Here is a 26,890-nt window from a genome sequence, read left to right as displayed (position 1 = left end):
TAGCCAACCAAGTAATTCGTGTGGACTCTGACCGAAGCATTCGGCTTCGTTTAAGGAGGTGATCCAGCCGCAGGTTCCCCTACGGCTACCTTGTTACGACTTCACCCCAGTCATGAACCACACCGTGGTAATCGTCCTCCCGAAGGTTAGACTAACTACTTCTGGTGCAATCCACTCCCATGGTGTGACGGGCGGTGTGTACAAGGCCCGGGAACGTATTCACCGCGACATTCTGATTCGCGATTACTAGCGATTCCGACTTCACGGAGTCGAGTTGCAGACTCCGATCCGGACTACGACGCGTTTTAAGGGATTGGCTCACTCTCGCGAGTTGGCAGCCCTCTGTACGCGCCATTGTAGCACGTGTGTAGCCCTGGCCGTAAGGGCCATGATGACCTGACGTCATCCCCACCTTCCTCCGGTTTGTCACCGGCAGTCTCCCTGGAGTTCTCAGCTTTACCTGCTAGCAACCAAGGATAGGGGTTGCGCTCGTTACGGGACTTAACCCAACATCTCACGACACGAGCTGACGACGGCCATGCAGCACCTGTCTCAGAGTTCCCGAAGGCGCCAATCCATCTCTGGAAAGTTCTCTGGATGTCAAGGCCAGGTAAGGTTCTTCGCGTTGCGTCGAATTAAACCACATGCTCCACCGCTTGTGCGGGCCCCCGTCAATTCATTTGAGTTTTAACCTTGCGGCCGTACTCCCCAGGCGGTCAACTTAGTGCGTTAGCTGCGCCACTAAGACTTCAAGAGTCCCAACGGCTAGTTGACATCGTTTACGGCGTGGACTACCAGGGTATCTAATCCTGTTTGCTCCCCACGCTTTCGCACCTCAGTGTCAGTGTTGGTCCAGGTAGCCGCCTTCGCCACTGGTGTTCCTTCCTATATCTACGCATTTCACCGCTACACAGGAAATTCCACTACCCTCTACCACACTCTAGTCTGACAGTTCGAAATGCCGTTCCCAGGTTAAGCCCGGGGCTTTCACATCTCGCTTACCAAACCACCTACGCGCGCTTTACGCCCAGTAATTCCGATTAACGCTTGCACCCTCCGTATTACCGCGGCTGCTGGCACGGAGTTAGCCGGTGCTTCTTCTGCGAGTAACGTCAATCCTTAAAGGTATTAACTTTAAGGCCTTCCTCCTCGCTGAAAGTGCTTTACAACCCGAAAGCCTTCTTCACACACGCGGCATGGCTGGATCAGGGTTGCCCCCATTGTCCAATATTCCCCACTGCTGCCTCCCGTAGGAGTTCGGGCCGTGTCTCAGTCCCGATGTGGCTGATCATCCTCTCAGACCAGCTACGGATCGTCGCCTTGGTAGGCCTTTACCCCACCAACTAGCTAATCCGACTTAGGCTCATCCAATAGCGCAAGGTCCGAAGATCCCCTGCTTTCCCCCGTAGGGCGTATGCGGTATTAGCAGCCGTTTCCGACTGTTGTCCCCCACTACTGGGCAGATTCCTAAGCATTACTCACCCGTCCGCCGCTCGTCAGCGGGGTGCAAGCACCCCCTGTTACCGCTCGACTTGCATGTGTTAAGCCTGCCGCCAGCGTTCAATCTGAGCCATGATCAAACTCTTCAGTTTAAATCATACAAGAACTCGAAAGTTCTTAATTTTTGCTCAAGACAAAACTCAATGTTCGACGAGTCACTGTCCTGATATTTCGCATCCGAAATACCTCGGCCAGCGCCCACACGAATTACTTGGTTAACTTGTTAAAGAGCGTTTGAGCTGTTGCTCAATCAAGGCCGCGTATTCTACATCGTTCCGCCGCCTTGTCAACCGTTGATTTCGAATAATTTCTGAAGCAATTTTTCGAATACTTTCAATCGGTTGCATTCCTTCCAAAAGTTGCCGTGAGTGGCTTGTCCCTCAGAAGTGGTGCGCATTCTACAGGCGTAAGAAAAACTGTCAACGCCCTTTTCCGAAAAAACCTGGCAGGCTTCGGCTTCCACCTACATGCCTGATCAATCGCTCACCACAATGACTATTTATTGTCCATTTTGTGACGTATTTCAAGTTCTTTTTAGTGGCACCAGAGACGAAACACCAAACCACCTGGCCCGCACCACCAACAATCCCGCCAGAATTACCGCGTAAACCACCATTTCGGTAATGTCACTTCTTGCCTGCCAGAGGAAGTGCACCCACGCGAGTATCGCAGCCGGATAAATCAAACGGTGCAACGGCTTCCACCACCGCCCGGTACGCTTCATCATTCTCCGGGTAGATGTAATCGCCAGGGGCACCATCGCCAGAAATGCGGCAGCACCGGCAATAATGTAAGGGCGCTTGGTAAAGGTCGCCCAAAGATCCATCCAGCCCAGAATCAGCTGCAGGAAGGCCAGCAGATGCAACGCGGCATAGAAAAAGGCAAACAACCCTAGCATCCGCCGGTAACGCAACCAGCCCGACCAGCCGGTTACTTTCTTTAACGGGGTAATAGCGAGCGTAACCAGAAGCAGCTGGAATGCCGCAATGCCAAGCGCTTCCGTAATCACCTGCCCGGGGTCCGGCCCCAGATTGGCATTGATAATGTCCGCCACCAGGAAGCCCAGCGGCAGCAGGGCCAAACCAAACACCAGGCACTTTCCGGCAATACCGCGCCACTTGTTTGTTACAGCAGACGCCATCAGTAATACCTGGACAGGTCCATGCCCTTGTAAAGGCCGGCCACCTGCTCGCCGTAGCCATTAAACTTTTCCGTCTCGATCCAGTTCGGCCGGAACACGCCCGAAGGCAAACGGCGCTCCATCTTCTGGCTCCAGCGCGGGTGGTCCACTTCCGGGTTCACGTTGGCATAGAAACCGTATTCGCTTGGCGCAATCATTTCCCAGCTGGATTTCGGCTGCTCTTTCATAAACCGGATACGCACAATCGACTTGATACTCTTGAAACCGTATTTCCAGGGCACCACCAGGCGGATCGGCGCACCGTTCTGGTTGGGCAAGGTCTTTCCATACAGACCTACCGCCAGAAACGACAGCTCGTTCATCGCCTCATCCATACGCAGACCTTCCCGGTAGGGCCAGTCGATGGTACTGAACAGGGATCGCTGCCCGCGCATCTGCTCCGGGGCATTCAGTGTTTCGAAGTAGACGAATTTCGCATCCGAGTTCGGCTCCAGGCGTTTGATCACCTCCGCCAGCGGTACACCCACCCACGGGATCACCATTGACCAGGCCTCAACACACCGCAACCGGTAGATCCGCTCCTGGTACTGGTGAGGCTTCAGCAAACCCTCCAGCGCGTACTTGCCGGGATTCGCACACTCCCCTTCTACTTCAACGGACCAGGGATCCACAGACATTTCCGAAGCGTAGCGGGATGGGTCCTGCTTACCGGTGCCGAATTCGTAGAAATTGTTGTAGGTGGTGATGGCATCATACGGGGCCGGTTTCTCGTCGGTGGAGAATTGCGGCGCAGCCTTGTAGTCCAAAACCGTTCCCGGCCGGGTATCTTCCGCCCGAACCAGTCCCGGAATCGACAGCGCAGCGGCTGAAGCAATGGCACCGGTCATGAACTTGCGCCGGTTGAGGTAAACGGATTCCGGGGTTACTTCAGATTCGGGGACAGACCAGGAAGGGCGTTGCTTGATAAACATCGGAGGCTCCAGAGTTCGCGGTTAACAGATAGACCGAACATTCCCGGAGAAATTCCCGCCCGGGCGGATCCGGGCGGGAGGCAGTTGTCGTCAGGCGCGCTTTGGCTTTTTGCGGAACAAGGCGCGGACCGGACCCGACAACGCATAGATCAGGAACGCAGTGAACAATACGGTGGCCGGGTCTACAGCGATCACTACCAGTATCAAAACCACCAGCAAGATAGCGGCGAAAGGCACCCGGCCCCGCAAATCCAGGTCTTTGAAGCTGCGGTAAAGAACGTTGCTCACCATCAGCACCCCGGCACCGCCGACGACCACAATAGACAGCAAGGTCAGCCAGGCGGACGGTTCAAACTGATGGAAGCACCAGACCAGGCCTGCCACACAAGCGGCTGCAGCCGGGCTCGGCAAACCCACAAAGAACTTTTTATCAACAGAGCCAATCTGGGTGTTGAAGCGAGCCAGCCGCAATGCCGCGCCGGCCACGTAGATGAACGTGATGGCCCAGCCCACTTTATCCAGCCCGTTCAGGGCCCAGAAGAAGGCCACCATGCCCGGAGCCACGCCGAAGGCCACCATATCGGCCAGGCTGTCATACTCTTCACCGAACTTGCTCTGGGTGTTGGTCATCCTGGCCACCCTGCCGTCCAGGCCATCCAGAACCATCGACACGAAAATAGCGATGGCGGCGTTATCGAACACGCCGTTGGCGGCAGAGACAATGGCATAGAACCCGGAAAACAGGGATGCGGTGGTCAGGGCATTGGGCAACAGGTAGATACCCTTGCGGCGCACCTTTGCCCCCTCAACCAACTCTTCCTCGACAACCTCGCCACTTTCAAGGTCCAGCTCTGCAGCCTTGTTCGGTTCAGGCTTGTCGACAGATTTATTCTCTTCAGTCATTCCATAAACTCCGGAAAGCATTTGGGCGGAGTATATACGAAAAACGCGGCCACTAGGGCCGCGCTTTCAAACCGTACCGGAAATTCCGGATCAGTTCTTTTCTTTATCCACGATCTTGTTCGCGGAAATCCACGGCATCATGGAACGCAGCTTCTCGCCCACAGTCTCGATCTCGTGAGCCGCGTTCTGGCGACGACGAGCAGTCATGGACGGATAGTTCAGGGCACCTTCAGAGATGAACATCTTGGCGTATTCACCACTCTGGATGCGCTTCAGTGCGTTACGCATGGCTTCGCGGGACTGCTCGTTGATCACCTCCGGGCCAGTTACGTACTCGCCGTACTCAGCGTTGTTGGAGATGGAGTAGTTCATGTTGGCGATGCCGCCTTCGTACATCAGGTCAACGATCAGCTTCAGCTCGTGCAGACACTCGAAGTACGCCATTTCCGGAGCGTAGCCCGCTTCGGTCAGGGTTTCGAAACCGGCTTTAACCAGCTCAACCGCGCCACCACACAGAACCGCCTGCTCACCGAACAGGTCAGTTTCGGTTTCGTCTTTGAAGGTGGTTTCGATGATACCGGTACGGCCGCCGCCAATGCCGCTAGCGTAGGACAGGGCTACGTTCTTGGCGTTGCCGGAAGCGTCCTGGAAGATCGCGATCAGGTCAGGAATACCGCCGCCCTTGGTGAACTCGGTGCGTACAGTGTGGCCCGGTGCCTTCGGAGCAACCATGATCACGTCCAGGTCTTTGCGCGGAACGATCTGGTTGTAGTGGATAGCAAAGCCGTGAGCGAAGGCCAGGGTAGCGCCCTGCTTCAGGTTCGGCTCGATTTCGTCACGGTACAGCTGGGCCTGGAACTCGTCCGGAGTCAGCACCATAACAACGTCAGCGGAAGCAACGGCAGAAGCCACGTCGCTGGTCTTCAGGCCGTAGGCTTCAGCCTTGGCGATGGAGGAGGAGCCGGCACGCAGGCCAACCACTACGTCTACACCGGAGTCCTTCAGGTTGCACGCGTGCGCGTGGCCCTGGGAGCCGAAGCCCAGAATGGCAACTTTCTTGCCCTGGATGATGGAAAGATCACAATCCTTATCGTAATAAACCTGCATGAGAAACCTCTGTTATCAGTAACAGCCCTTAAGGGCCATAGTGTTCAAATTTTTCGGGCAGCCCTTACAGGCTGAGAACCTTTTCGCCACGGGCGATGCCGGATACACCGGTACGCACCACTTCCAGCACGCCAGACGTGCCTACAGCCTGGATAAAGCCATCAAGCTTGCTGCTGTCGCCGGCCAGCTGAACGGTATAAACCGAACTGGTTACGTCGACAATCTGGCCCCGGAAGATATCCACGGTGCGCTTGATTTCCGCACGCTGGGAACCGGTTGCCTTCAGCTTGACCAGCATCAGCTCACGCTCGATGTGGGCACCTTCAGTCAGGTCTACCAGCTTGACCACTTCAATCAGCTTGTTCAGCTGCTTGGTGATCTGCTCGATAACCTTGTCGGAACCGCTGGTGGTGACGGTCAGGCGAGACAGGGTCTCGTCTTCGGTCGGCGCCACGGTCAGCGTTTCGATGTTGTAGTTGCGCTGGGAAAACAGCCCAACCACGCGGGACAGTGCGCCAGGCTCGTTTTCAAGCAAAACAGAAATGATTCGACGCATGATCACACCCTCTCCGTTTTGCTGAGCCACATATCTTTCATGGAACCACGGGCAACCTGCATCGGGTACACATGCTCGAAGCGGTCCACGTAAATATCCACAAATACCAGCTTGTCTTTCATCGCCAGGACTTCCTTGAGCTTGGGCTCCAGGTCTTCCTTGCGATCAATGCGCACGCCAACATGGCCATAGGCTTCCGCCAGCTTGATGAAGTCCGGCAGAGACTCCATGTAAGACTGGGAATGACGGGACTCGTAGTTCATGTCCTGCCACTGCTTGACCATGCCCAGGGCCTGGTTGTTCAGGTTGATGATCTTCACCGGCAGATCGTACTGTTTGCAGGTGGACAGCTCCTGGATGTTCATCTGGATACTGCCTTCACCGGTGAAGCACAGCACTTCATCTTCCGGATGGGTCAGTTTGATACCCATGGCGGCCGGCAGGCCGAAGCCCATGGTGCCGAGGCCACCGGAGTTGATCCAGCGGTTGGGCTTGTCGAACTTGTAGTACTGGGCAGCAAACATCTGGTGCTGGCCCACATCGGTGGTTACAAAGGCATCACCGTTGGTGAGCTTCCAGAGCATCTCGACCACTTCCTGCGGCTTGATCACATCCGGGCTGGTTTCGTAACGCATACCGTGGAACGCACGCCACTCTTCGATCTGCTTCCACCAGGACCCCAGCGCTTCGGCATCCGGCTTGTCCTTCGACTCTTTGACCAGCGACAGCATTTCTTTCAGTACCGCATCCACCGGGCCAACAATGGGCACGTCTGCATCTACGGTCTTGGAGATAGATGCCGGGTCGATATCGATATGAATAATGCGCGCACCCGGGCAGAACTTCTCGGTGGCGTTGGTTACGCGGTCATCAAAGCGCGCGCCCACACAGAGAATCAGGTCTGAATGGTGCATCGCCATGTTGGCTTCATAGGTGCCGTGCATACCCAGCCAGCCCAAATGCTGCTTGTCGGTCGCCGGATAGCAGCCGATGCCCATCAGGGTGTTGGTGATGGGAAAGCCCAGGGTCTGGGTCAGCTCGGTCAGCTGGCTGGAGGCCTTGCCCAGGATCACACCGCCGCCGGCATAGATGATCGGGCGCTTGGCCGCCATCAGCATGTCTACGGCTTTCTTGATCTGGCCGGCATGGCCACGGACTGCCGGGTTATAGGAGCGCAGCTTGACCTTCTTCGGATAGGCATACTCATAGCGCTCGTTCGGGGTGGTCATATCCTTGGGGATATCCACCACAACCGGGCCAGGCCGGCCGGTAGAGGCAATGTAGTAAGCCTTGCGGATCACTTCAGGAATTTCTTCCGGATGGCGCACACTGAGGTTGTGCTTAACCACCGGGCGGGAAACACCGATCATGTCGGTTTCCTGAAAGGCATCTTCACCAATCAGTGTAGATGCAACCTGGCCGCACAGAACCACCATGGGGATGGAATCCATGAATGCGGTGGCAATGCCGGTAATAGTGTTGGTGGCTCCAGGACCCGAGGTCACCAGTACGGTACCTGGTTTTCCGGTTGCACGGGCGTAGCCGTCGGCCATGTGGACCGCCGCCTGTTCGTGCCGTACCAGAATATGCTTGACTTTGTCCTGCCTGAACAGCGCATCATAAATATGAAGGGCTGCACCACCCGGATAGCCGTATATGTATTCGATCCCTTCATCCTGCAGGGAGCGGATCAGCATATCGGCGCCAGACAATAACTCCACGATTTCTACCCTCTTCTACGAGTGAATGAGCCGGGTTACGCCCCGGTTGCCTGGATTCTCGGTTTCCCTGCTTCTTGTGAAAGCGGAACCGGCGTACTCCTCCACACCATTTTTAAGAGGTTGTCTCCTGGCCAGCCGCCCTCCTGAGGGTTGCGGAGAACGACCAATCAACGGGTTGCACGTAAGCAACAACCAGTGCCCGCCAGCGGGTGGCGAACGCAGTGTGGTGATTAACGGGGGATACTCGCTCGGGATTGCCTGCCGTATTGACCCCAGTCTTCAGGCAATCTGCAATTCTGACAGCGGGAAACTCACTGTCAATAGGCGCTGTGGCTTAATTGCCACCATTTTCTTAGACACAGGGCCCCGGTTGGCCAATAATGGTGCAAGAGATTTGAACCAGACAGAAGAAAATCCGCATTCGGGGTGGCATCATGTCACCAGGCAGTAATCGAATAACGAGTGGACCTATGAATCGAAAAATCCTGATGCTGGCCGCGATCATGGCCGCCGCCCCGGGCTTCGCCGCCGGTGCCTCCGTATACAAATGGACCGACGACAGCGGCGTAACCCACTTCGGGGATCGCCAGCCTAATGGTGCATCTGCAGAGATCGTTAACGTGCGCACCGGCAAGAGTTCCGGCGGCCAGGCCAGCCGGGTGAGCCCGCAACAGCAGGTTCAGGAAATCCAGGAGCGCCAGCAGGACGAAGCCCGGCAGCGCCAGGAAACGGCCCAGGAAGAAGCCCTGCGCAAACAGCGTGAAGCCAACTGCGCCACCGCCCGCTCCAACCTGGAGGTGATCAACAGCAATGCCAGGATCCGGGTAGAAGAAAACGGCGAGATGCGCTATCTCACGCCGGAAGAAATTGAAGAGCAGCGCAAGAAGTTCGAAGAAGTGGCAGCGGAAAATTGCGGGCCTATGGACGAGCGGGAAGAACAGCAAGAGCCCGCAGAACAGCGCTGAGTCAAAAAAAGCCAGCCGGGCAACCCGACTGGCTTTTTTGTTCCCGGTTGATAGCCGGGGCCACGAAGCCCCGGCACTGCGCAGCAATTACTTGCGAGCAAACACCACGGCGTTGTCCTGAACCGTCGCCACGATGGTATCCCCCGGCATAAATTCCCCTTTCAGCAGCTTCTGCGCCAGCGGATTTTCGATCAGCCGCTGGATCGCCCGCTTCAGCGGACGGGCACCGTAGACCGGATCGTAGCCCACCTCGGCCAGCAGTTGCATGGCATCTTCGGCGATCTCCAGCTTCATGTCCTGATCCTTCAGGCGCTGCGCCAGGTTCCCGATCTGGATGCGGGCAATGCCCTGGATCTGGTTTTCCGCCAGCGGATGGAACACCACCACTTCATCCACACGGTTGATGAACTCGGGGCGGAAGTGAGTACCCACCACTTCCATCACCGCAGACTTCATGTCTTCGTAGTTCTCCTCGCCCGCTTTCTCCTGAATGATGTGAGAGCCCAGGTTGGAGGTCATCACAATCACGGTGTTGCGGAAGTCCACGGTGCGGCCCTGGCCATCGGTCAGGCGGCCGTCGTCCAGCACCTGCAGCAGGATGTTAAAGACATCCGGGTGGGCTTTCTCTACCTCATCCAGCAACAGCACGGAATAGGGCCGGCGGCGCACCGCTTCGGTCAGGTAACCACCCTCTTCGTAACCCACGTATCCGGGAGGCGCGCCAATCAGCCGGGCCACGGAGTGCTTCTCCATGAACTCGGACATATCGATGCGCACCATCGCTTCTTCGGTATCGAACAGGAACGACGCCAGCGCCTTGCACAGTTCGGTTTTGCCCACACCCGTGGGGCCGAGGAACAGGAAGGAGCCGTTGGGACGGTTCGGGTCCGACAACCCGGCCCGGGACCGGCGCACGGCGTTAGACACTGCTTCCACCGCTTCTTCCTGGCCAATCACCCGGCCGTGCAGCGCCTCTTCCATGCGCATCAGCTTGTCGCGCTCGCCTTCCAGCATCTTGGACACCGGAATACCGGTCCACTTGGAGACGATTTCGGCGATTTCCTCATCGGTTACCCGATTACGCAGCAGTTCCATCTTCTGCATCTCGGCCTGGCCGGCCATTTCCAGCTGGCGCTCCAGTTCCGGAATCTTGCCGTACTGAAGTTCCGACATCCGCCCCAGGTCACCGGAACGGCGGGCAGTTTCCAGGTCAATGCGCGCCTGCTCCAGGTCGCTCTTGATCTTCTGGGAGCCGTGCAGGGCAGCTTTCTCGGCATTCCACACTTCTTCGAGGTCCGAGTATTCCCGTTCCACGCCGGCAATCACATCCGACAACTCCGCCAGTCGCTTCTTGGAGGCGTCGTCTTTCTCTTTCTTCAAGGCCTCGCGCTCGATCTTCAGCTGAATCAGGCGGCGCTCAAGGCGGTCCAGCGCTTCCGGCTTGGAATCCATCTCCATGCGGATCTGACTGGCGGCTTCATCCACCAGGTCGATAGCCTTGTCCGGCAACTGGCGGTCGGTGATGTAGCGATGCGACAACTTGGCGGCAGCAATAATGGCGCCGTCAGTTACCTCAACCCCGTGGTGCACTTCGTAACGCTCTTTCAGGCCCCGCAGGATGGCAATGGTGTCTTCCTCGCTGGGCTCGGAGACCAGCACCTTCTGGAACCGGCGCTCAAGGGCGGCGTCTTTCTCGATGTTTTCCCGGTATTCATTCAGGGTAGTGGCACCCACGCAGTGCAGCTCACCCCGGGCCAGAGCCGGCTTGAGCATGTTGCCGGCGTCCATGGAGCCTTCCGCCTTACCGGCGCCCACCATAGTGTGAATCTCGTCGATGAACAGGATGATCTGCCCTTCCTGCTTCGACAGCTCGTTCAGCACCGCCTTCAGGCGCTCCTCGAACTCGCCCCGAAACTTGGCGCCGGCAATCAGCGAGCCCATATCCAGGGACAGCACCTTCTTGTCTTTCAGGCCATCGGGCACTTCGCCGTTCACAATGCGCTGGGCGAGGCCTTCCACAATGGCAGTCTTACCCACGCCCGGTTCACCGATCAGCACCGGGTTATTCTTGCGCCGGCGCTGCAGCACCTGGATGGTACGGCGGATTTCATCGTCCCGACCGATCACCGGGTCCAGCTTGCCTTGTTCGGCCCGTTCGGTCAGGTCGATGGTGTACTTGGACAACGCCTGACGATTTTCTTCTGCACCTGCATCATTCACGGTTTCACCACCACGCACCTGATCAATAGCTTTTTCCAGGGCGGCTTTGTCTACGCCCTGCTCCCGCAGAATGCGGCCCAGAGAACCCCGGTCTTCCAGCGCCGCCAGCAAGATCAACTCGCTGGAAACAAACTGGTCGCCCCGCTTCTGGGCCTGCTTGTCTGCCATATTCAGCAGCCGGCCGAGGTCGTTGGATACCGACACATCGCCGGCGTTGCCCTGCACTTCCGGCAGGTTTTCAATTTCCTGGGCGACGGCCTGGCGCACCCGGCCAGCCTCTGCACCCACCTGTTGCAGCAGCGGCTTTACCGATCCGCCCTGCTGATCGAGCAGTGCCTGCATAAGATGCACCGGCTCGATAAAATTATGGTCTTTGCCTACCGCGATCGACTGCGCATCCGCCAGGGCGGACTGCAGTTTGCTGGTCAGCTTGTCGATTCTCATGAGTTCAGTTCCCCGAAATTTTTGCGAATACGCTCCACGGCGCTCTGCCTTCGGCGTATTCCGATTGCTTTGACATTTAATGTAGGGGCAGGTAGGGGGACTTCAAGCTGGGGGCTGACTATTTCGACGAAAACTTGACGGCCGTCAGCTTCGGCCGGTCAGCCCAGCCAAATAATCGACGCCATACGGCCAGTCTGGCCATCGCGGCGGTAGGAGAAAAACCAGTCCTGGTCACGCACGGTGCACAGGCTACCGCCAGATACCGAGCTAACCCCGGCGTGCCGCAAGCGTTGGCGGGCAAGGTGGTAGATGTCGGCCATGAAATGGCCGGGGCGGGCACCGGCTGATTTGAAGGCATTAGCGGCTTCCGGGGACTGCTCGATAAAGGCTTCGCGCACTTCCGGGCCCACTTCGAACTGCTTCGGGCCTATGGCGGGGCCCATCCAGGCCACCAGCTCCGAAGGCTCCACCGCCATGGCGGCCACCAGGTTTTCCAGTACACCGCCACACAGGCTGCGCCAGCCGGCGTGGGCCGCGCCCACCACCGTGCCTTTGCGGTCCGCCAGCAGCACCGGCAGGCAGTCAGCCGTCAGGATGGCGCAGGCCATTCCGGGAATACGGGTAAAGCTGGCGTCTGCATCCGGGCGGGAGCCCACGGTGGCAGGCGTTAATTCAACCACTTCGGTGCCATGCACCTGATTCAGCCAACCAATGCGATTGCTATCCAGCCCGGCGAAGCGGGCCAGGGTTTGGCGGTTTTCCTGCACGTGGCCAGAATTATCACCCACGTGATCGCCCAGATTCAGGCTGTGCCAGGGCGGCCGGCTGACGCCACCCTTGCGGGTAGTGCACAATGCCCGCACCCGGCGTGGCGCAGGCCAGTCCGGGCGCAGTACGTCGTGCTCAGTAATCATTCTCTTCCAGTTCCCGGGCATGCTTGCGCAGGGTTTCGATCAGGTGAACCATGTCTTCCGGCAGGGGCACTTCCCAGCTCAGAATCTCACCGGTTTCCGGATGCTCCAGGGTCAGCTGCCGGGCGTGCAGGGCCTGGCGATGGAATGCCGCCAGCACATCCCGCAACTCTTCGGTGGTGCCTTTGGGCAAACGCAGACGACCGCCATAAACAGGATCACCTACCAGCGGATGGCGCACGTGGGTCATGTGTACCCGAATCTGGTGCGTGCGGCCGCTTTCCAGCTTGCAACGAACGTGGGTGTGGGCGGCAAAGCGCTCAATCAGCCGGTAATGAGTCACCGCCGGCTTGCCAGACGACACCACCGCCATGCGTTTACGATCCTGCGGGTGCCGGCCAATGGGCGCATCCACCGTAGCGCCACCGGTAAGAGAACCCACTACCACGGCCTCGTATTCCCGGCCCATGGTGCGTTCCTGCAGCTGGTTGACCAGCGAGGTGTGGGCAATCAGGCTGCGGGCCACCACCATAATGCCGGAGGTGTCTTTATCCAGCCGGTGCACAATGCCGGCCCGGGGCAGGTTTTCCACTTCCGGCGCATAGTTCAGCAGCGCATTCACCAGCGTGCCATCGGCGTGGCCGGCAGCTGGGTGAACCACCAGCCCGGCGGGCTTGTTGATCACCAGCAGGTGCTCGTCTTCATAAACGATATCCAGGGTGATCGGCTCGGCTTCCCAGGTAACCTGCACTTCCGGCTCGGCGTCCAGCTCCAGAACGTCATCCATCATGACTTTGTCCCTGGGCTTGCGGGCTTCGCCGTTCACCGTGAGCGCCCCGCTTTTGATCCAGGACTGCAGGCGCGAGCGGGAATGCTCGGGCATGAGTTCGGCCGCAGCCTGATCCAGCCGCCGGTCGCTCAGTTCCGGGGGGATGGTGTAATGTCCGGTAATACGGTTATCGGAAGACATTCGGCCTCTTTTTGCTACAATGCGGGGTTCATTCAAGTTGCGACCATTATACGGGATTCCGGCATGAGATCAGTTGTCCGATTACTGCTAATTTCCACTATCATTGCGCTGGCCAGCGGCTGCGCCTCTAATCGTGAAGTGGAAGTACTGCCGGAAGAGACGTACTACGACAACGCCCGCCAGGCCATGAACTCCGGCAACTTCAACGAAGCCGAAGAAAACCTGGACGCCCTGGAAACCTACTACCCGTTCGGCCGCTACGCCGAACAGGCCCAGCTGGACCTGATCTTCGCCCGCTACCAGAACCTGGACCTGGAGGGCTCCCGGGCGGCGGCTGACCGCTTTATGCGCCTGAACCCCCAGAGCGACCACCTGGACTACGCCATGTACATGCGCGGCCTGGCGTCTTACAACCTGGACATGGGCCTGGCTGCCCGCTACTTCCCGATTGATGTGGCCGCCCGCAGCCCCGGCGAACAGTTGCAGGCGTTCCGGGATTTCTCCCAGCTGCTGAACCGCTTCCCGGACAGCGAATACGCCCCGGATGCCCGCCAGCGCATGATCGCCATCCGCAACCGCATGGCCGAACTGGAACTGCACGCAGCCCGCTACTACATCAAGCGTGAGGCCTTTGTGGCGGCCAACAACCGGGCACGGTACGTGGTGGAGAACTTCCCGTCTTCCCCGGCCGTTGAAGAAGCACTGATTCTGCTGGCCGACACCTTCCGCTTTATGGACCTGAAGAAAGGCGCCAGCGATGCCATCGCTACCCTGCGCCAGAACTTCCCCAATAGCGAAGCCTTCGATGAGAACGGTGAGTTCCAGTCTGACCGCCTGCGGCGCCAGAACCGGTCCCTCACCAACGTGGTCACCTTCGGCCTGATGGGCGACGAGTAAGGCCTACGGCCTTACTTGCCAATTTTCCAGCCGTTGGTAATCGGATACCGGCGGTCTTTGCCAAATCCGCGCTCGGTGATGCGCACCCCGATGGGTGCCTGCCGGCGCTTGTATTCGTTGATATCCACCAGCCTTACCACCCGTTCGACATCCGCCCGCTCGAAACCTTCCGCCACAATGGCCTCAGCACTGTAATCACGCTCTACGTACAGGTTCAGGATCTGGTCCAGAATGTCGTATCCCGGCAGGCTGTCCTCGTCTTTCTGATCCGGCGCCAGCTCTGCGGACGGCGGCCGGGTAATCACCCGCTCCGGAATGACCTGCGACAGGCTGTTGCGGTACCAGGCCAGGCGGAACACCAGGGTTTTCGGCACATCTTTCAGCACATCGAAACCGCCGGCCATGTCGCCGTACAGGGTGGAATAACCCACTGCCATCTCGCTCTTGTTACCGGTGGTCAGCACCAGAGAACCGAACTTGTTGGACAGTGACATCAGCAACACGCCCCGCAGGCGGGCCTGCAGGTTTTCTTCCGTGGTATCCGGCCTCGTGCCTTCAAAGGGCTTGGCCAGGGTTTGCATGAACACGTCGTACATAGGCTCGATGGAAAACACATCGTACTGAACGCCCATGGCCGTGGCCTGAGCCTCCGCATCTTCCAGACTGGCGCTGGAGGTATAGCGGAACGGCATCATCACCGCCCTCACCCGGTCCTTGCCCAGGGCATCGGCCGCTACCGCCAGGGTCACGGCAGAATCGATACCACCCGACAACCCCAGCACCACGGATTTAAAGCCGTTCTTGTTCACGTAATCCCGAACACCGGTCACCAGCGCGTTGTACACATTGGCTTCCAGGGAAGGCTCCTCCGGCAAGGGCTGAGAGATTGGCTGGCAGTGGTGCTCACACAGGAATTCCACCGGGAACAGACCGTCGGTAAACTGGGGCGCTTCAACGGCCAGCGCACCGGCGTGGTCGACCACCATGGAGCCACCATCAAACACCAGCTCGTCCTGCCCGCCCACCAGGTTTGTGTACACAATGCTCACCCGGTTATCCGCCGCCTTGCGTTCCAGCAGCGCCTTGCGCCGGGCCTGTTTGTCGATATCGTAGGGGGAAGCATTCAGGTTCAGAATCAGTTGCGCACCGGCGGCTGCGGCATCTTCCAGCGGGCCGTCTTTCCAGATGTCCTCACACACGGTGATGCCCACGGGCACGCCTTTGAACTCCATCACCAGGGTATCGCGGCCTTCGGCGAAGTAGCGCTTTTCATCGAACACCTGGTAATTGGGCGGGCAACGCTTGAAATACTGGCCGCGGATTTCGCCTTTCTCGACAACCACCGCGGCGTTATACAACAAGCCGCCGGAGCGCACCGGCGCGCCGATTACCATGGCCGGTTCCAGGTTGGCCTGCTGCAAACGCTCCAGGGCCTCGGTAATGCGCAGGTCCAGGCTCGGTCGCAGTAGCAGGTCTTCCGGTGGGTAGCCGGTCAGGCACAGCTCCGGGAACAGCACGATGTCTGCCTGGTGCTGCTCCTGGGCCTGCTGCGTGGCCTTCAATACCAGCTCGGTATTACCCGGAATGTCTCCAACCAGAAAGTCCAGCTGGGCCATAACCACCCGCAGCTTGCGGGGAGAGTCTGAATCGGCGGATGCGGTTCCGGGTGTGGCCATGCAAAGGCTCCTGTAACTTGTTGCCATGAAAAGGCTATTATAACCCCGCAAAGGCAAGGATTTCTTCCGGGCAGAGGCAATAACCCCTTCATGGCAACCGAGCTTACCAACACAACCCATGCCCGCTCCCCGTTCGGGCCACCGGCAAAGTATCAGCAGGCCCGCCTGTTCCGGATCTACAACCACTACCGGGTGGTCATCAGCCTGTTGCTGGTCGCCCTGCTGTTTGTAGACCCGTTCACCGCAGACACCCGTTTTCGCTGGCTGGACTACTACCAGGCCGGGGTGGTTTCCTATCTGGCCCTGAACGGCTTTATCGCCCTGCTCCTGCTGGCCGGCTTCCAGCCCCGGCAGCGGCATATCACCCTGTCGATACTCACAGATATCCTGGTGATGCACGGCTTGCTGCTGGCCAGTTCCGGCATTACCAACGGGCTGGCCAACCTGGTGATTGTGGCCGTGGCCGCCGGCAACATCCTGACCCCCACCCGCATGGGCACCTTCTACGCCGCACTGGCGGCCATCTGCTCGCTGGGCATCTCCGGCTGGGCGGTAATCACCATCAACGAAAGTGCCGACGACATTGTTCGGGCCGGCTCCTTGGGCATCCTGTATTTCGCCACGGCGGTGATTCTGCAGGGTATCTCCAAGCGAATGATCCGCAGCGAAGCACTGGCCAGCAGCCGGGCCAGAAGCATTGCCGAGCTGGAACAGATCAACCAGCAAATTATCCAGCGCATGCGCACCGGCATTCTGGTACTGGACCGGCACGGGTACATTCGCCTGGCCAACGCGGCGGCTGAAGAACTGCTGTTCGGCGCCGCCAGCCACCAGGCGGGCGAATCCGGCCACCACCGGGAACTGCCCCCGCCCCTGAAAAGGGGCCTGGAACTCTGGTTGAGAAACCCCGGTAGGCGCATCGAGCCCTTCCAGCCGTCAAACACCTCTCCGTTATTACAAGCCAGCCTGACCCAGCTGGACCAGGACCAAGGCGACCTGATACTGGTGTTCATCGAAGACATGAGTAAGGTTACCCAGCAGGCCCAGCAAATGAAGCTGGCTTCACTGGGCCGCCTGACCGCCGGCATCGCCCATGAAATCCGCAACCCGCTGGGCGCCATCAGCCACGCCGCCCAGTTGATGGAAGAATCTCCCAACCTGGACAAGGGCGACCAGCAGATGCTGGATATCATTCGCCGGCATTCCCGACGGGTGAACGGCATTATCGAAAACGTACTGGACTTGTCCCGCCGCCGGGCAGCGGATACCGAACTGGTGGATGTTGGGCACTGGCTGGAAGAGTTCCGGGAAGACTTCCTGCAAACCCTGGACGACGACACCCCCGTACAGATTGAACTCTTCTGCGATGACGCCATACCCGCAGCCCGGTTCGATAAAAGCCAGGTTGAACAGGTGCTGGTAAACCTGTGTGACAACGGTTTGCGGTACAGCAAACAGCACAGCGGCCAAAACAGGATACAATTAGCCGCAGGCACCAGTGCCGATGGCGAGCGGGCCTTTGTGGATGTTAAGGATTTCGGCCCCGGTATTGCCCCGGAACACCGCAACTCCGTGTTCGAGCCGTTTTTCACCACCGATAAAAGCGGCACCGGCCTTGGCCTGTACCTGGCCCGTGAACTGTGCGAAGCCAACCAGGCGCACCTGTCGCTGGTCGAAGACGGCGAGCCCGGCTGCCGGTTCCGGATTACCTTCGCCCATCCGGGCCGGATGATCTGACCGCCAGGCTGCCAACGCACTGCCATTCATCAAAGAACTGAACACAGATAATGACAAAACAGACCGCGCTGATCGTAGACGACGAACCGGATATCCGGGACCTGCTGGAAATTACCCTCACCCGCATGGGCATAGAGGCCTACACCGCGCCCGACCTGGCCAGCGCCCGGAGTTTACTGGCCCAACACCAGCCCAACCTGTGCCTGACCGACATGAACCTGCCTGACGGCAATGGCATAGAACTGGTGCAGTGGATTCAGCAAAACACCCCAAACACGCCGGTAGCGGTGATTACCGCCTACGGCAGCATGGACACTGCCATTGAATCGCTAAAAGCCGGCGCCTTTGATTTTGTCTCCAAACCGGTGGAACTACCCCGCCTGCGGGAGCTGGTAAACAGCGCCCTGAAACTGTCCGAGCCCAAACTGCAACCGGCCGAAGAAAACGACGAGCCCGGCCTGCTGCTGGGAGAATCCCCGCAAATCCGCAAACTGCGCAACCAAGCCCGCAAACTGGCCCGCAGCCAGGCTCCGGTGTTTATCAGCGGTGAATCCGGCAGCGGTAAAGAACTGGTTGCCCAGATGATCCACCTGCAAGGCCCGAGAGCCGACGGCCCATTCATCGCCGTCAACTGCGGAGCCATACCGTCTGAACTGATGGAAAGCGAATTCTTCGGCCACAAGAAAGGCAGCTTCACCGGCGCCATTGACAATAAACCCGGCCTGTTCCGCAGCGCCGACGGCGGCACTCTTTTCCTGGACGAAGTGGCCGACCTGCCCCTGGCCATGCAGGTAAAACTACTGCGCGCCATCCAGGAAAAAGCCGTACGCCCGGTGGGCGACTCCCAGGAAATCGCCGTAGACATCCGCATCCTCAGCGCCACCCACAAAAACCTGCCGGAACTGGTGCAGGAAGGCAGCTTCCGCCAGGATTTGTTCTACCGCATTAACGTAATCGAACTGGCCGTCCCGCCACTGCGGGACCGAGGCGACGACATCCCCCTGCTGGCCAGCCACATCCTCGGGCGCATCGCCCGGGAATACGAATGCGACCCGGCAAGGCTGACCCCCGCCGCCGCCGACCGCCTGAGAGGCTACGACTTCCCCGGTAACGTGCGGGAACTGGAGAACATTCTGGAGCGGGCGTTTACCCTGTGTGATGACGATCGGATTGATGCGGAGGACCTGCATCTGGGCGGGGGCGTGGCGCCCGGAGGCTCTTTCTCTGCCGAAGCTGGTAACTCAGATTCGGGAGCCGTGCCGGTGCCTGAGGGGGAGATTGACCTGGAAGGGTACCTGGAGAGCATTGAACGGCAGGCGATTGAAAAGGCGCTGGAGGCGACCCGGTGGAACAAGACGGCGGCGGCCAAGCGGCTGGGGATCAGTTTTCGGGCGTTGCGGTATCGGTTGAAGAAGCTGGGGATGGAATAGATAATAGGTCCGGCCTGAAGGAATCAGGCCGGAAAATCACAAACACAAGGATGTTACTATGCGAAACCTGCCTGATCGGGGCTTCACCCTGATCGAACTCTTGTTGGTTATTACCATTCTTTCGATCGCTCTGGGCATCGGCGCCCCTGCCATGGGCAAGCTGATAGAGAACTCTGAACGCAAAGCCCTGCTGAATGACCTGCTCAGCGGTATCAACCATGCTCGAACCCATGCGATTTCCCGGGGCGTAAATGTAACCCTATGCCCGCTCGACGAGAACGACCGATGTATACGTGACTGGAACCGCCCAATCACCATTTTCAGTGACCCAAAGCGAACGAGGAAACTCGAAGACCAGGCCGACATCCTGCAAATTATCCCGGCACCCGATACAGGGCAGCTCTACGGAAGAACCGGAGTCCGCAAGCACTTCGCATTTCGCCCAACCGGCATGGCCCGGGACAGCATCGGCCACCTGTTATGGTGCCCCAACGATGACAAGCAGGAAAAAGCCTTTCAGATACGCATCAATATGGGCGGGCGGCCAATACTGGCCAGAGATTTCAATAACGACGGCATTGTAGAGGATGCCTACGGGCGGAACGTAAGCTGCCCGTAGGCCGAAGAACGAGAAGTCAGTCGTCCCACTCCACCCAGGTGGAGCCATCTTTCTGCCAACGGCGGGTGCCGTTCGACAGCAATTGGAGATTGCCGTCACCTGCCTGGGCACTACCTGCTATCGGGCTCGCCTGAAGCGTGTAACTGTTACGGTTAGCCGACGCAATCGTCAGGTTATAAAACTTGGTGGCGCCATCCAGAGGGGCTTGCGAGGGAAACACGCTGCTATGCGGCTTACCCGTATTCGAGCCGCCATCAGCAGCCCCCAGATAGGTATTGCGATTGTCGGTGTAATACCGCTCCATCGCCGTCGCAAATCCTGTCAAGGCCGCCTGGGCATCCGCCCTTCGGGTTTTGGTGACATAGTTCTGGTAGGACGGAAACGCAATGGCTGCCAGGATGCCGATGATCGCAACCACAATCATCAACTCGATCAGGGTAAAACCGCGAGCGCCGGCAGGCGCCCGCTTCATGTGTTGCAGCATAAGAGATCCTTAGAAATCCACCAGTTCTGTCCAACCTATGCGGCCCGTTGCGTTGGTGCCGCCACCGAAGTTGGTGAGGTAGGCACTCTTTTTCGCCCCGGAGTCTGAAGTCAGAGCCAGGTCATCAATCAGGGCAAAGCTCGTGATAATGCCATCTCCGTAGAACACACCGGCCCAACCTTCGTCCGTGCCATCCAGTTTGCCGTCGTTATTCACGTCAATGATGGCTTTATTCGGATCAGTTGAACCATCCAACTGCAATGCCGTCAGGAAGGAACTACCGCCACCGCCGCAAGGATCACCTCCGGTTGGAATTGTCGAGGCGAATACAATGAACTCCCCGCGAACCCTCGGCGGCTCGACAACCCGCTCGCCTCCACCTGGAAGGTCGACATACCAGCCAAACTTCGCTGACCAGTCTTCAAGGGCTTTGCCATCCGTTTTACGGACAGGCACAGATTCACCATCCACCGTTACCGAGCCGCCGGTAAATTCTCGTTTAACAAGATCACTGCGACTCAGTGCAACATTCGTCGCGTTCACATTGGTGCCGCGATCACTGATGCCGTAGAAGGTCTGAGGCTGCGCATCGCTGGCATCAGCTGCCTGGGGAATATCGGCCGCCTCAAGATATTTACCAGTACCAAAGAACACCAGCAAATTGGGATCGGTAAGCGTTGAGTCGAAATCGTTGCGAGCAATATCTGGCTGCGCAGTGATGGGCTGAGGGGTTCCATCTGCTTCTCTAGCGGTATATAAAACTTCGAAACTCCAGCTATCCGCACCACCCGTCAGATCGAATGCCCAAAGATTTCCGTCCAGGTCTCCTGCATAGGCTCTGTCAGCAACACCGTCGCTGTTGGGATTGCCATCGGAGTCCAGGTGGTCAACCAGGCGCACTGGCGAGAGTCCCTTACCCGTACCCAGATCTATAAATTTTCGGTTCGCGATATTGGCGATATCCAGAATAAACAGTCCACTATGACCTTCTGGTGCGTCGTAGCCATTACTGAAGACAGCACTCCAGCGGTAGTCATTCTCTCCCCACTTCAGCAGCGTAATCTGAGCTGCCTCTGTCATGTTACCGAGATTATTGTCGGTAAACTCCCACATGGTGATAGCGCTTGCCGAGCCTGAAGCGAAGGACGATGGATCCGTTACGTCCAGGGCAAAGAGTCCTGGCTTGCCACCACGGGAGCCACCAATAACAATAGAGCGCCATGCTTCGTTCACATAAACGTCAGAGGTATTAAGCGGCAGGTCGACATAGCTTTGATAATCCAGATCAGGAATCGTCAGGGCGCTCAGCCCTTTCTCTGCCTCGGTCGAGTAAAGGAAGCCTGGTATGTAGGCGATGACTTCCTGGCCGCTATCTGCATCAAACCCGTGGAGCATGCCATCGTTGGCGCCCACATAGACCACCTCTGTGCGACTTTTCTTATCGGCTTTGTAGGCACTATAGGCGGTGGCACCGAACTTTGAATCGTCTGGCCAAATCTTGTTCGGCTCCCCAACAAACACCGGGGACGAGTTAATAATGGCACCAAGCCTGCTGCCCCGATCCCGGAATGGAACCCCTTCGAGTCCAGTCACACTATTGCCACTCAGATAAGAAAGCCTTGCTTTGCCCAGCTCATCCGAACCACCACCTTTAAGATCCGCTTTTTGATTCAGGCTCAACTCATCCCAATCAAAGTCGACGCCGTCACCATTGAAGGTAATAATCCGACGAGGATTATCAGACAGATTCCGGCCATCCAGCAGTATTGCGGCATCCCATTTCCTGCTTGAAATGATCCCATCCTTGTCGATGGCTTCCGCACGCAGCGTTCCTGTCCAGATTTTTGATGTGAACTGGGCACTATAGATGTAACCGCCACTTCGCAACGATGTTGTATTAAAGCTGACGTTGGAACCACTACCGAGCTGAGCGCCGATATCATCCATGGCATCTTCCAGCGCTTTAACCAGAGCCGTTGAAGACTTTGCATCGTAATACTCGCCTTTTCCATTCACCGCTGAATGGTAGAGATCATCAATTTGGGCCGACTGAACAGAGCCCCGACCAAATCCCATATCAGAATCGCCCCAATCCGGCGGATTCGTGTGGGCATCAATCACCTTGGAGTAACCTTTGCCAGCAATCTTCTGGCCTTCCATGCCCAGCGCAACGGCATAGGTATTCATATGGAACTCAGTATTACAGTCCATCCAGGGCTCCTGAAGACCTGTGCCGCACTCTTCGGGCAAGCGCATACGGCCGCCAGTCACCTTTTTCCCGCCGCTCCTCAGCGCCTCACCATAATAGTAAGCAATATCGCCCAAGGTCCCTGAATAGTCTTTGTTCACGAATGGTGCATCAGCCTTGCTATCAGCATTCCCGGCATCAATCGTTATACTTGGGTTGTTGGCATAGCCATCGGTAAACAGAAGAGTAAAGTTTTTTCGGCACTCCAAGGTGCCTCGGACCGTCTTCTTGCCATACTCCCTGCCGGCATGCTGCAACGATTCACGGGTTGGGGTTCCACCACCTTTCCAATTGCCATTGCCAAACCGCGAGTAGTGCTCACTCAGGAAGGTATCAATGTTTCCGTCGATTTCCGTGCTGTACAACTTGTCCGCCATATCACGGTGGTTATGAAACCAGAAAATCCCCATGTTCAGATTCTCGAGGCCGAGAACTGACTGAGCGATAGCCGAACGGACAACCTGGTGACGACGGCGGTAGTATGAGAACCAGTTCGCGAAGTTTTGTTGCTGGGCAGCAAAGAAGTCATCAACCGAATCGATACCATTCAGTGCTTCGTAGACCTCCTGCTTGTTGTTACCCTCATCCTTGAACTCCAAACGCTGGAGACAGGCGCCGTCCGGGGCGAAGGCAATTTTTCTGGGCTCTATTTCTATTCCTCCACTTTTCTTCAGAATCCAGGCGCTACTGTCAAAACTGGACTGCCTCCATGTTCCATACCAGTTTGTGTCTCCCAAATCAGAACAATCCGCAATAGGTAGATCTGTCATTCGGGTTTCATATAGGCGATCACTTCTAAACTTAAATACATCGCTGCAAAATATGAAGAAGCATTCTCTCTCAATCACACCGCATTCAGATGGATCGTTAGGATTAGGCTGCTCACCTGTGGGACAGCTGAAATAAAGCTTTTCTTCTTGTCGTGAAACGACCTCACCACTCGTGATTTTTAGAAACAAAGTTGCTGGAATATCATCGCTGCCCAAACCAAGCCCTCCAGCCTCGGTCAAATCGACCGTCAGTGAACTGGAGAGACCGGGATCAAGCTTTGCAGAAGTAACAGACTGGTTCCCAAACTCGGTGCTGTTATACCCGGGCCAGGGCTTGTATGCCTCCGATGGATCATAGTATTGATAGTTGTAATCATTGGAACGAAGGTAAAAATTAGACCTACTAAAACTCTTGAAAGACTCACCCGTATTGCTAAGCCTTAACCCTCGGTTATAAGGCCGCTCAGTGTCTGTCGCGTAACGTCCGGAACCAGACTCAGGATTGAACAACCAGCCCCCATCCACCGCGCTATATCCGCCCACTGCCGGCGCCAGAATCTCAAAATCCATACTCCCTGAGTCATCAACCGAAAAGATCAGGTTGTGATCAACCACCGCATCCACAAATAACGGCCTGTCCGAAACCGTTGCCGACCAACCCGCCACCGGAAAGCCGACAAACAGCGCAACCGACAGACTCTGTGTTACCTGCTTCAAGAATTGCTTCATCTTCATTGTCTAATCTCCGGGCGCTTGTTTACGCCTGATCAATCGGCACGAACCACATAGGCTTCGATGGCTCTTACGGCCTGTCCTGATGCACCACTGCTGAATGCGACTACTCGGTATACTGTTCCGCTAAGGCCGGATCGCTGGACGCTGTCTCCGGCGCCACCAATACCCAAACCAAAGCCACTACTGCTGGCAGAGCCGACGCCGGGGGTGGCTTTGATGAAGTAGCGCGGACATTCCGCCCACAAATCATCATCGCCAAGATCATCACACAAGCCATCATCATCGATTTCTCTTGTACCGTTGCCACTCCCCCCACTTTCGGAGGCCATCCATGACTCCGGATCCAAAATACCCTGTAGTGTTTGTAGTTTTGCTGGCAAGTCGTCACCTTCCTGATAAAGGCCATTACTGTTTTCAAATGTTGGAAGGGTTGGCCCGGCCAGTTCAGCTTCGGCAGCTTGGAGGGCGAACTCGGCACCCTCGAGCGCAATCTGGGCATCCCGTTGGGACGACACCATCCGCTCCTGAAGAGTGGTGCCCTGCATGCTGGATAGTGCCAGCACGGTCAGTACTAGCAGAATAACCAGACTCACGAGCAGAGCAGCGCCCTGCTGTCTGCGGGGTGTAACGGTATTTTTGGACTTCATCGGCAACTTGTTCATCCTCAGGTTCCGGTGTTCAGCAGCCGGTTGCGAATGCTGTAGGTTGACGTATACACGCGGTAGTAATGGCGATCGTTGGCATCGGCCGGCTCCCAGAGGTTGGCGCTGGAACTGCAGTCCGTCCAGGCGGGGAAGCAGACCTGTTGACGCTGCCGGGCTACGCGGTCTTCCGGGCTACGCACGAGCAGGCTGATTCTTACAGCTTTTACGTAGCTGGAGTTAATAGTTGCGAGGTTGGCATTGGTTACATCCAGCCAGCTTGTGATGACATTGTCCCCTTGTGTTCCAATGCCAACCTGAGCTTCCATCTCGATAACATCGGAAACTAACTCCAAGCTCACCGGTTTTGCAGAAGACCCGCTAATTCCTCGCGTCAAAAACATAGAACGCCGGCCATCAGCATCCTCGCTCAGACGATAAATCTCGGTAAAAGGTAGAAAAATCTCACCGTTTTCATAAGTATCAGGGAAGCAGTTCGCCGAATTACTGCCATTCGGACAGCCACCACCGACTTTTTTCATGTTGCCAGGATCAACAACGCTTCCCGTATTGTGGCCAATGGTAAGCGAGTTTTCATTTACGCTGGTTAGTTGAAATACCACCGCATTCTGGCAATCCGAGAGCATGACCACACCAGACTTGTCCAACAACCCAGATGGGAGTGACTCAAGCTTTATCTGTGAAGAAGAAGCGGAAACTTGATGAGTACTAGACATTCTTATGCCCGCGCTTCTTACCCCTTTCAAGCTGATAATGACAGAGCCGGCAACACCGTTATTCGAACCGTCCGAAACATCGAATGTCACACCCGGCGCCCCGTTAAAGTCATGTAGATCTGGATCGTAATCATCCCCATCGGGGTCAAGCACACTATCCACCTCAACGCCCTGCAAGCACCCCCAATAATCCGCATTCCGAATAGCCCTACCCAACACATCCTGCGCAAGCCGCCCGGATTCCTGCATCCGGCCAATCGACTCCGCCATCCGGAACGAATCACTGCTGCTTACAAACAGCTGAACCACGCCCAACAAAAGGATCAACCCGAGGGTGGACGCAATCAGAAGCTCGACCAGGGTCAGGCCAGACTGTTTTGCCATGGCTTTCATTGGGGGAACCTCGTTACCAGTGTGTAGCTGGAAGTACCTTCTCCAGCTTCATTATTGTCAGTGGCCTCCAGAAACATCATTCGCTCTGGCCAGGTGATGGTGGTGATAAAATCCCGGCTACCGCCATCCCACTCTGATGAGAAAGTGGCGCCCGGCAGGGTTTCACCCATGGCGTTACACCAGCTTTTGAACTGGTCTGGGTTCAAGTCCTCGCAATCGTCGGTCCCGCCACTGCTGAGTTCAAACTCTGTAGGGGAGCCTGCGGTCCGCGCCAGTTCGCTCAGTTCCTGGGCAAACAAGCTGGCCTGGGTGCGCAGCTCTGCGTTGTTGATGTTCTGCAATGAAAGCAACTGTAGAGCGGCGGCCCCCAGAAGACCTATGCCAAGTATCAGAACGGCAACCAGCACTTCGATCAACGAGAAGCCCCTTTGCGATTGCCTGGCGGGATAAATACAGGATTTCATCAAACGATCCTTCAGGAACAGGTTACGTTGGTGTCGGTAATCAGGCGAATCTGGCCGCCGGCATTCACGGAGATATCCACGGCCTCAGTGCCGGTATCGCCGCAAATCCGGTATTCATAATTACTGCTACCTGTAATCATGCCGCTGCCACGGAAAACGAGGTCAGGACTACCACTCGGCAGCCTGTGCGCGATATCAATACGCCCGGGCAATTTATTACTGGCACGGAGCAGTTGTTCGGCGTTAGCAGTACCGCCTTTGCAAGCCGCCAGCGCGCTACCGATACATACGGCGTATCCGGCATTGCCATCACTTGTATCAATGGCGTAAACCACCACGCCATTGCCCCGCCGAATGGCCTCCGAGCGGGCAAAGTGCAACAGGCCGGAAAAATCGTTTGCGGCGGCGGCATGCTGGTTGTTGTCGATCATGCGGCCGAAATTCGGCACCGCGATGGCTGCGGTAATGCCCAACAGCACCACCACAATCATCAACTCAATCAACGTAAACCCGCGCTGGTGTGCGAGAGATCGCATGCAACTGCTCCCTGAAACTTTTGTCATGTGTATACAATATCCAGCCATAAAAAAACCGCCACAGTTTTACGACAAGTGGCGGTTTACAGAAGATAAGCGGAAGCGGGTCCGCCG

Annotated in this window: 21 protein-coding genes and 1 rRNA gene; 5 read left to right on the top strand and 17 right to left on the bottom strand. The window is 57.1% G+C overall.

The features are described from left to right. Positions 1–51 precede the first annotated feature (51 nt). The 7 genes from B9Q17_RS14460 to B9Q17_RS14430 all read right to left on the bottom strand — a co-directional run bounded on the left by B9Q17_RS14460 (position 52) and on the right by B9Q17_RS14430 (position 7,899). A 16S ribosomal RNA gene (locus B9Q17_RS14460) occupies positions 52–1,592 on the bottom strand. Positions 1,593–2,023: 431 nt separating this feature from the next. Then, a complete protein-coding gene (locus B9Q17_RS14455; protein ID WP_094625739.1) occupies positions 2,024–2,641 on the bottom strand; it encodes a protein-methionine-sulfoxide reductase heme-binding subunit MsrQ in 618 nt (205 codons plus the stop codon). Then, complete coding sequence (gene msrP / locus B9Q17_RS14450; protein WP_094625738.1) at positions 2,641–3,612, bottom strand: protein-methionine-sulfoxide reductase catalytic subunit MsrP; 972 nt, start codon at positions 3,610–3,612, stop codon at positions 2,641–2,643. Before msrP ends, B9Q17_RS14455 begins: the two co-directional genes overlap by 1 nt. Before the next feature lie 90 nt (positions 3,613–3,702). Then, on the bottom strand, positions 3,703–4,515 hold the full coding sequence (gene pssA, locus B9Q17_RS14445; RefSeq protein ID WP_022987781.1) for a CDP-diacylglycerol--serine O-phosphatidyltransferase: 813 nt from the start codon (positions 4,513–4,515) through the stop codon (positions 3,703–3,705). A 90-nt stretch (positions 4,516–4,605) separates the two neighbouring features. Continuing rightward, positions 4,606–5,622 carry a ketol-acid reductoisomerase gene (gene ilvC, locus B9Q17_RS14440; RefSeq protein WP_058341567.1) on the bottom strand — a complete coding sequence of 339 codons (1,017 nt, stop codon included), beginning with the start codon at positions 5,620–5,622 and terminating at the stop codon, positions 4,606–4,608. A gap of 64 nt (positions 5,623–5,686) precedes the next feature. Further along, positions 5,687–6,178, bottom strand: coding sequence for an acetolactate synthase small subunit (ilvN, locus tag B9Q17_RS14435; protein ID WP_036218832.1), 492 nt, complete (start codon positions 6,176–6,178; stop codon positions 5,687–5,689). Positions 6,179–6,180: 2 nt separating this feature from the next. Next, complete coding sequence (locus B9Q17_RS14430) at positions 6,181–7,899, bottom strand: acetolactate synthase 3 large subunit (protein ID WP_094625737.1); 1,719 nt, start codon at positions 7,897–7,899, stop codon at positions 6,181–6,183. Positions 7,900–8,369: 470 nt separating this feature from the next. Between B9Q17_RS14430 and B9Q17_RS14425 the strand changes: the two genes are divergently transcribed. Then, the gene (locus B9Q17_RS14425) at positions 8,370–8,864 is read left to right on the top strand and encodes a DUF4124 domain-containing protein (protein WP_094625736.1); all 495 of its coding nucleotides are present in this window, start codon (positions 8,370–8,372) and stop codon (positions 8,862–8,864) included. Between the two features lie 87 nt (positions 8,865–8,951). Here the strand turns inward: B9Q17_RS14425 and clpB are convergent, their stop codons facing one another. From clpB to rluD, 3 genes are all read right to left on the bottom strand, one after another. Next, the gene (gene clpB / locus B9Q17_RS14420) at positions 8,952–11,528 is read right to left on the bottom strand and encodes an ATP-dependent chaperone ClpB (protein WP_094625735.1); all 2,577 of its coding nucleotides are present in this window, start codon (positions 11,526–11,528) and stop codon (positions 8,952–8,954) included. Between the two features lie 158 nt (positions 11,529–11,686). Beyond that, complete coding sequence (gene pgeF / locus B9Q17_RS14415; RefSeq protein ID WP_094625734.1) at positions 11,687–12,442, bottom strand: peptidoglycan editing factor PgeF; 756 nt, start codon at positions 12,440–12,442, stop codon at positions 11,687–11,689. Further along, positions 12,432–13,409: a 23S rRNA pseudouridine(1911/1915/1917) synthase RluD gene (rluD, locus tag B9Q17_RS14410; RefSeq protein ID WP_094625733.1), complete on the bottom strand. Its 978-nt coding sequence runs from the start codon at positions 13,407–13,409 to the stop codon at positions 12,432–12,434. Before rluD ends, pgeF begins: the two co-directional genes overlap by 11 nt. Before the next feature lie 63 nt (positions 13,410–13,472). Here rluD and B9Q17_RS14405 point away from each other — a divergent pair, with 63 nt between their 5' ends. Further along, positions 13,473–14,306 (top strand): outer membrane protein assembly factor BamD, encoded by an 834-nt coding sequence (locus B9Q17_RS14405; RefSeq protein WP_022987773.1) that lies wholly within the window; start codon positions 13,473–13,475, stop codon positions 14,304–14,306. Between the two features lie 11 nt (positions 14,307–14,317). Here the strand turns inward: B9Q17_RS14405 and B9Q17_RS14400 are convergent, their stop codons facing one another. Next, positions 14,318–15,982, bottom strand: coding sequence for an NAD+ synthase (locus B9Q17_RS14400; RefSeq protein WP_094625732.1), 1,665 nt, complete (start codon positions 15,980–15,982; stop codon positions 14,318–14,320). Between the two features lie 90 nt (positions 15,983–16,072). Here B9Q17_RS14400 and B9Q17_RS14395 point away from each other — a divergent pair, with 90 nt between their 5' ends. Genes B9Q17_RS14395 through B9Q17_RS14385 form a run of 3 tightly spaced genes read left to right on the top strand, consistent with a single transcriptional unit; the run spans position 16,073 to position 19,768 of the window. After that, a complete protein-coding gene (locus B9Q17_RS14395) occupies positions 16,073–17,719 on the top strand; it encodes a sensor histidine kinase (protein ID WP_094625731.1) in 1,647 nt (548 codons plus the stop codon). Positions 17,720–17,769: 50 nt separating this feature from the next. Continuing rightward, positions 17,770–19,149, top strand: coding sequence for a sigma-54-dependent transcriptional regulator (locus B9Q17_RS14390; RefSeq protein ID WP_094625730.1), 1,380 nt, complete (start codon positions 17,770–17,772; stop codon positions 19,147–19,149). 58 nt (positions 19,150–19,207) lie between these two features. Continuing rightward, the gene (locus tag B9Q17_RS14385) at positions 19,208–19,768 is read left to right on the top strand and encodes a GspH/FimT family pseudopilin (RefSeq protein WP_094625729.1); all 561 of its coding nucleotides are present in this window, start codon (positions 19,208–19,210) and stop codon (positions 19,766–19,768) included. A 16-nt stretch (positions 19,769–19,784) separates the two neighbouring features. Here B9Q17_RS14385 and B9Q17_RS14380 read toward each other — a convergent pair whose 3' ends face one another. Genes B9Q17_RS14380 through B9Q17_RS18205 form a run of 6 tightly spaced genes read right to left on the bottom strand, consistent with a single transcriptional unit; the run spans position 19,785 to position 26,776 of the window. Continuing rightward, complete coding sequence (locus tag B9Q17_RS14380; RefSeq protein WP_208618790.1) at positions 19,785–20,240, bottom strand: type IV pilin protein; 456 nt, start codon at positions 20,238–20,240, stop codon at positions 19,785–19,787. 21 nt (positions 20,241–20,261) lie between these two features. Further along, the gene (locus tag B9Q17_RS14375; RefSeq protein WP_094625727.1) at positions 20,262–24,005 is read right to left on the bottom strand and encodes a pilus assembly protein; all 3,744 of its coding nucleotides are present in this window, start codon (positions 24,003–24,005) and stop codon (positions 20,262–20,264) included. 32 nt (positions 24,006–24,037) lie between these two features. Further along, positions 24,038–24,667 (bottom strand): pilus assembly PilX family protein, encoded by a 630-nt coding sequence (locus B9Q17_RS14370; protein ID WP_094625726.1) that lies wholly within the window; start codon positions 24,665–24,667, stop codon positions 24,038–24,040. Between the two features lie 2 nt (positions 24,668–24,669). Continuing rightward, positions 24,670–25,776 (bottom strand): PilW family protein, encoded by a 1,107-nt coding sequence (locus tag B9Q17_RS14365; RefSeq protein ID WP_094625743.1) that lies wholly within the window; start codon positions 25,774–25,776, stop codon positions 24,670–24,672. After that, a complete protein-coding gene (gene pilV, locus B9Q17_RS14360; RefSeq protein WP_094625725.1) occupies positions 25,773–26,240 on the bottom strand; it encodes a type IV pilus modification protein PilV in 468 nt (155 codons plus the stop codon). The genes B9Q17_RS14365 and pilV overlap by 4 nt, the downstream gene beginning before the upstream one ends. 11 nt (positions 26,241–26,251) lie before the next feature. Continuing rightward, positions 26,252–26,776: a GspH/FimT family pseudopilin gene (locus B9Q17_RS18205; RefSeq protein ID WP_167373031.1), complete on the bottom strand. Its 525-nt coding sequence runs from the start codon at positions 26,774–26,776 to the stop codon at positions 26,252–26,254. Positions 26,777–26,890: the final 114 nt, after the last annotated feature.

Source organism: Marinobacter vinifirmus (assembly GCF_002258215.1).
Taxonomy (GTDB): domain Bacteria; phylum Pseudomonadota; class Gammaproteobacteria; order Pseudomonadales; family Oleiphilaceae; genus Marinobacter; species Marinobacter vinifirmus.
This window is presented reverse-complemented; position numbering and strand designations above follow the sequence as displayed.

Coding starts and splice junctions, on each gene's coding strand:
- B9Q17_RS14395 (WP_094625731.1), top strand. CDS start 16,073: ATGGCAACCGAGCTTACCAACACAACCCATGCCCGCTCCCCGTTCGGG.
- pgeF (WP_094625734.1), bottom strand. CDS start 12,442: ATGATTACTGAGCACGACGTACTGCGCCCGGACTGGCCTGCGCCACGC.
- ilvC (WP_058341567.1), bottom strand. CDS start 5,622: ATGCAGGTTTATTACGATAAGGATTGTGATCTTTCCATCATCCAGGGC.
- B9Q17_RS14455 (WP_094625739.1), bottom strand. CDS start 2,641: ATGGCGTCTGCTGTAACAAACAAGTGGCGCGGTATTGCCGGAAAGTGC.
- B9Q17_RS14425 (WP_094625736.1), top strand. CDS start 8,370: ATGAATCGAAAAATCCTGATGCTGGCCGCGATCATGGCCGCCGCCCCG.
- msrP (WP_094625738.1), bottom strand. CDS start 3,612: ATGTTTATCAAGCAACGCCCTTCCTGGTCTGTCCCCGAATCTGAAGTA.
- B9Q17_RS14375 (WP_094625727.1), bottom strand. CDS start 24,005: ATGAAGATGAAGCAATTCTTGAAGCAGGTAACACAGAGTCTGTCGGTT.
- B9Q17_RS14405 (WP_022987773.1), top strand. CDS start 13,473: ATGAGATCAGTTGTCCGATTACTGCTAATTTCCACTATCATTGCGCTG.
- pilV (WP_094625725.1), bottom strand. CDS start 26,240: ATGAAATCCTGTATTTATCCCGCCAGGCAATCGCAAAGGGGCTTCTCG.
- B9Q17_RS18205 (WP_167373031.1), bottom strand. CDS start 26,776: ATGCGATCTCTCGCACACCAGCGCGGGTTTACGTTGATTGAGTTGATG.
- B9Q17_RS14365 (WP_094625743.1), bottom strand. CDS start 25,776: ATGAAAGCCATGGCAAAACAGTCTGGCCTGACCCTGGTCGAGCTTCTG.
- pssA (WP_022987781.1), bottom strand. CDS start 4,515: ATGACTGAAGAGAATAAATCTGTCGACAAGCCTGAACCGAACAAGGCT.
- rluD (WP_094625733.1), bottom strand. CDS start 13,409: ATGTCTTCCGATAACCGTATTACCGGACATTACACCATCCCCCCGGAA.
- ilvN (WP_036218832.1), bottom strand. CDS start 6,178: ATGCGTCGAATCATTTCTGTTTTGCTTGAAAACGAGCCTGGCGCACTG.
- B9Q17_RS14400 (WP_094625732.1), bottom strand. CDS start 15,982: ATGGCCACACCCGGAACCGCATCCGCCGATTCAGACTCTCCCCGCAAG.
- B9Q17_RS14390 (WP_094625730.1), top strand. CDS start 17,770: ATGACAAAACAGACCGCGCTGATCGTAGACGACGAACCGGATATCCGG.
- B9Q17_RS14380 (WP_208618790.1), bottom strand. CDS start 20,240: ATGAAGCGGGCGCCTGCCGGCGCTCGCGGTTTTACCCTGATCGAGTTG.
- B9Q17_RS14370 (WP_094625726.1), bottom strand. CDS start 24,667: ATGAACAAGTTGCCGATGAAGTCCAAAAATACCGTTACACCCCGCAGA.
- clpB (WP_094625735.1), bottom strand. CDS start 11,528: ATGAGAATCGACAAGCTGACCAGCAAACTGCAGTCCGCCCTGGCGGAT.
- B9Q17_RS14385 (WP_094625729.1), top strand. CDS start 19,208: ATGCGAAACCTGCCTGATCGGGGCTTCACCCTGATCGAACTCTTGTTG.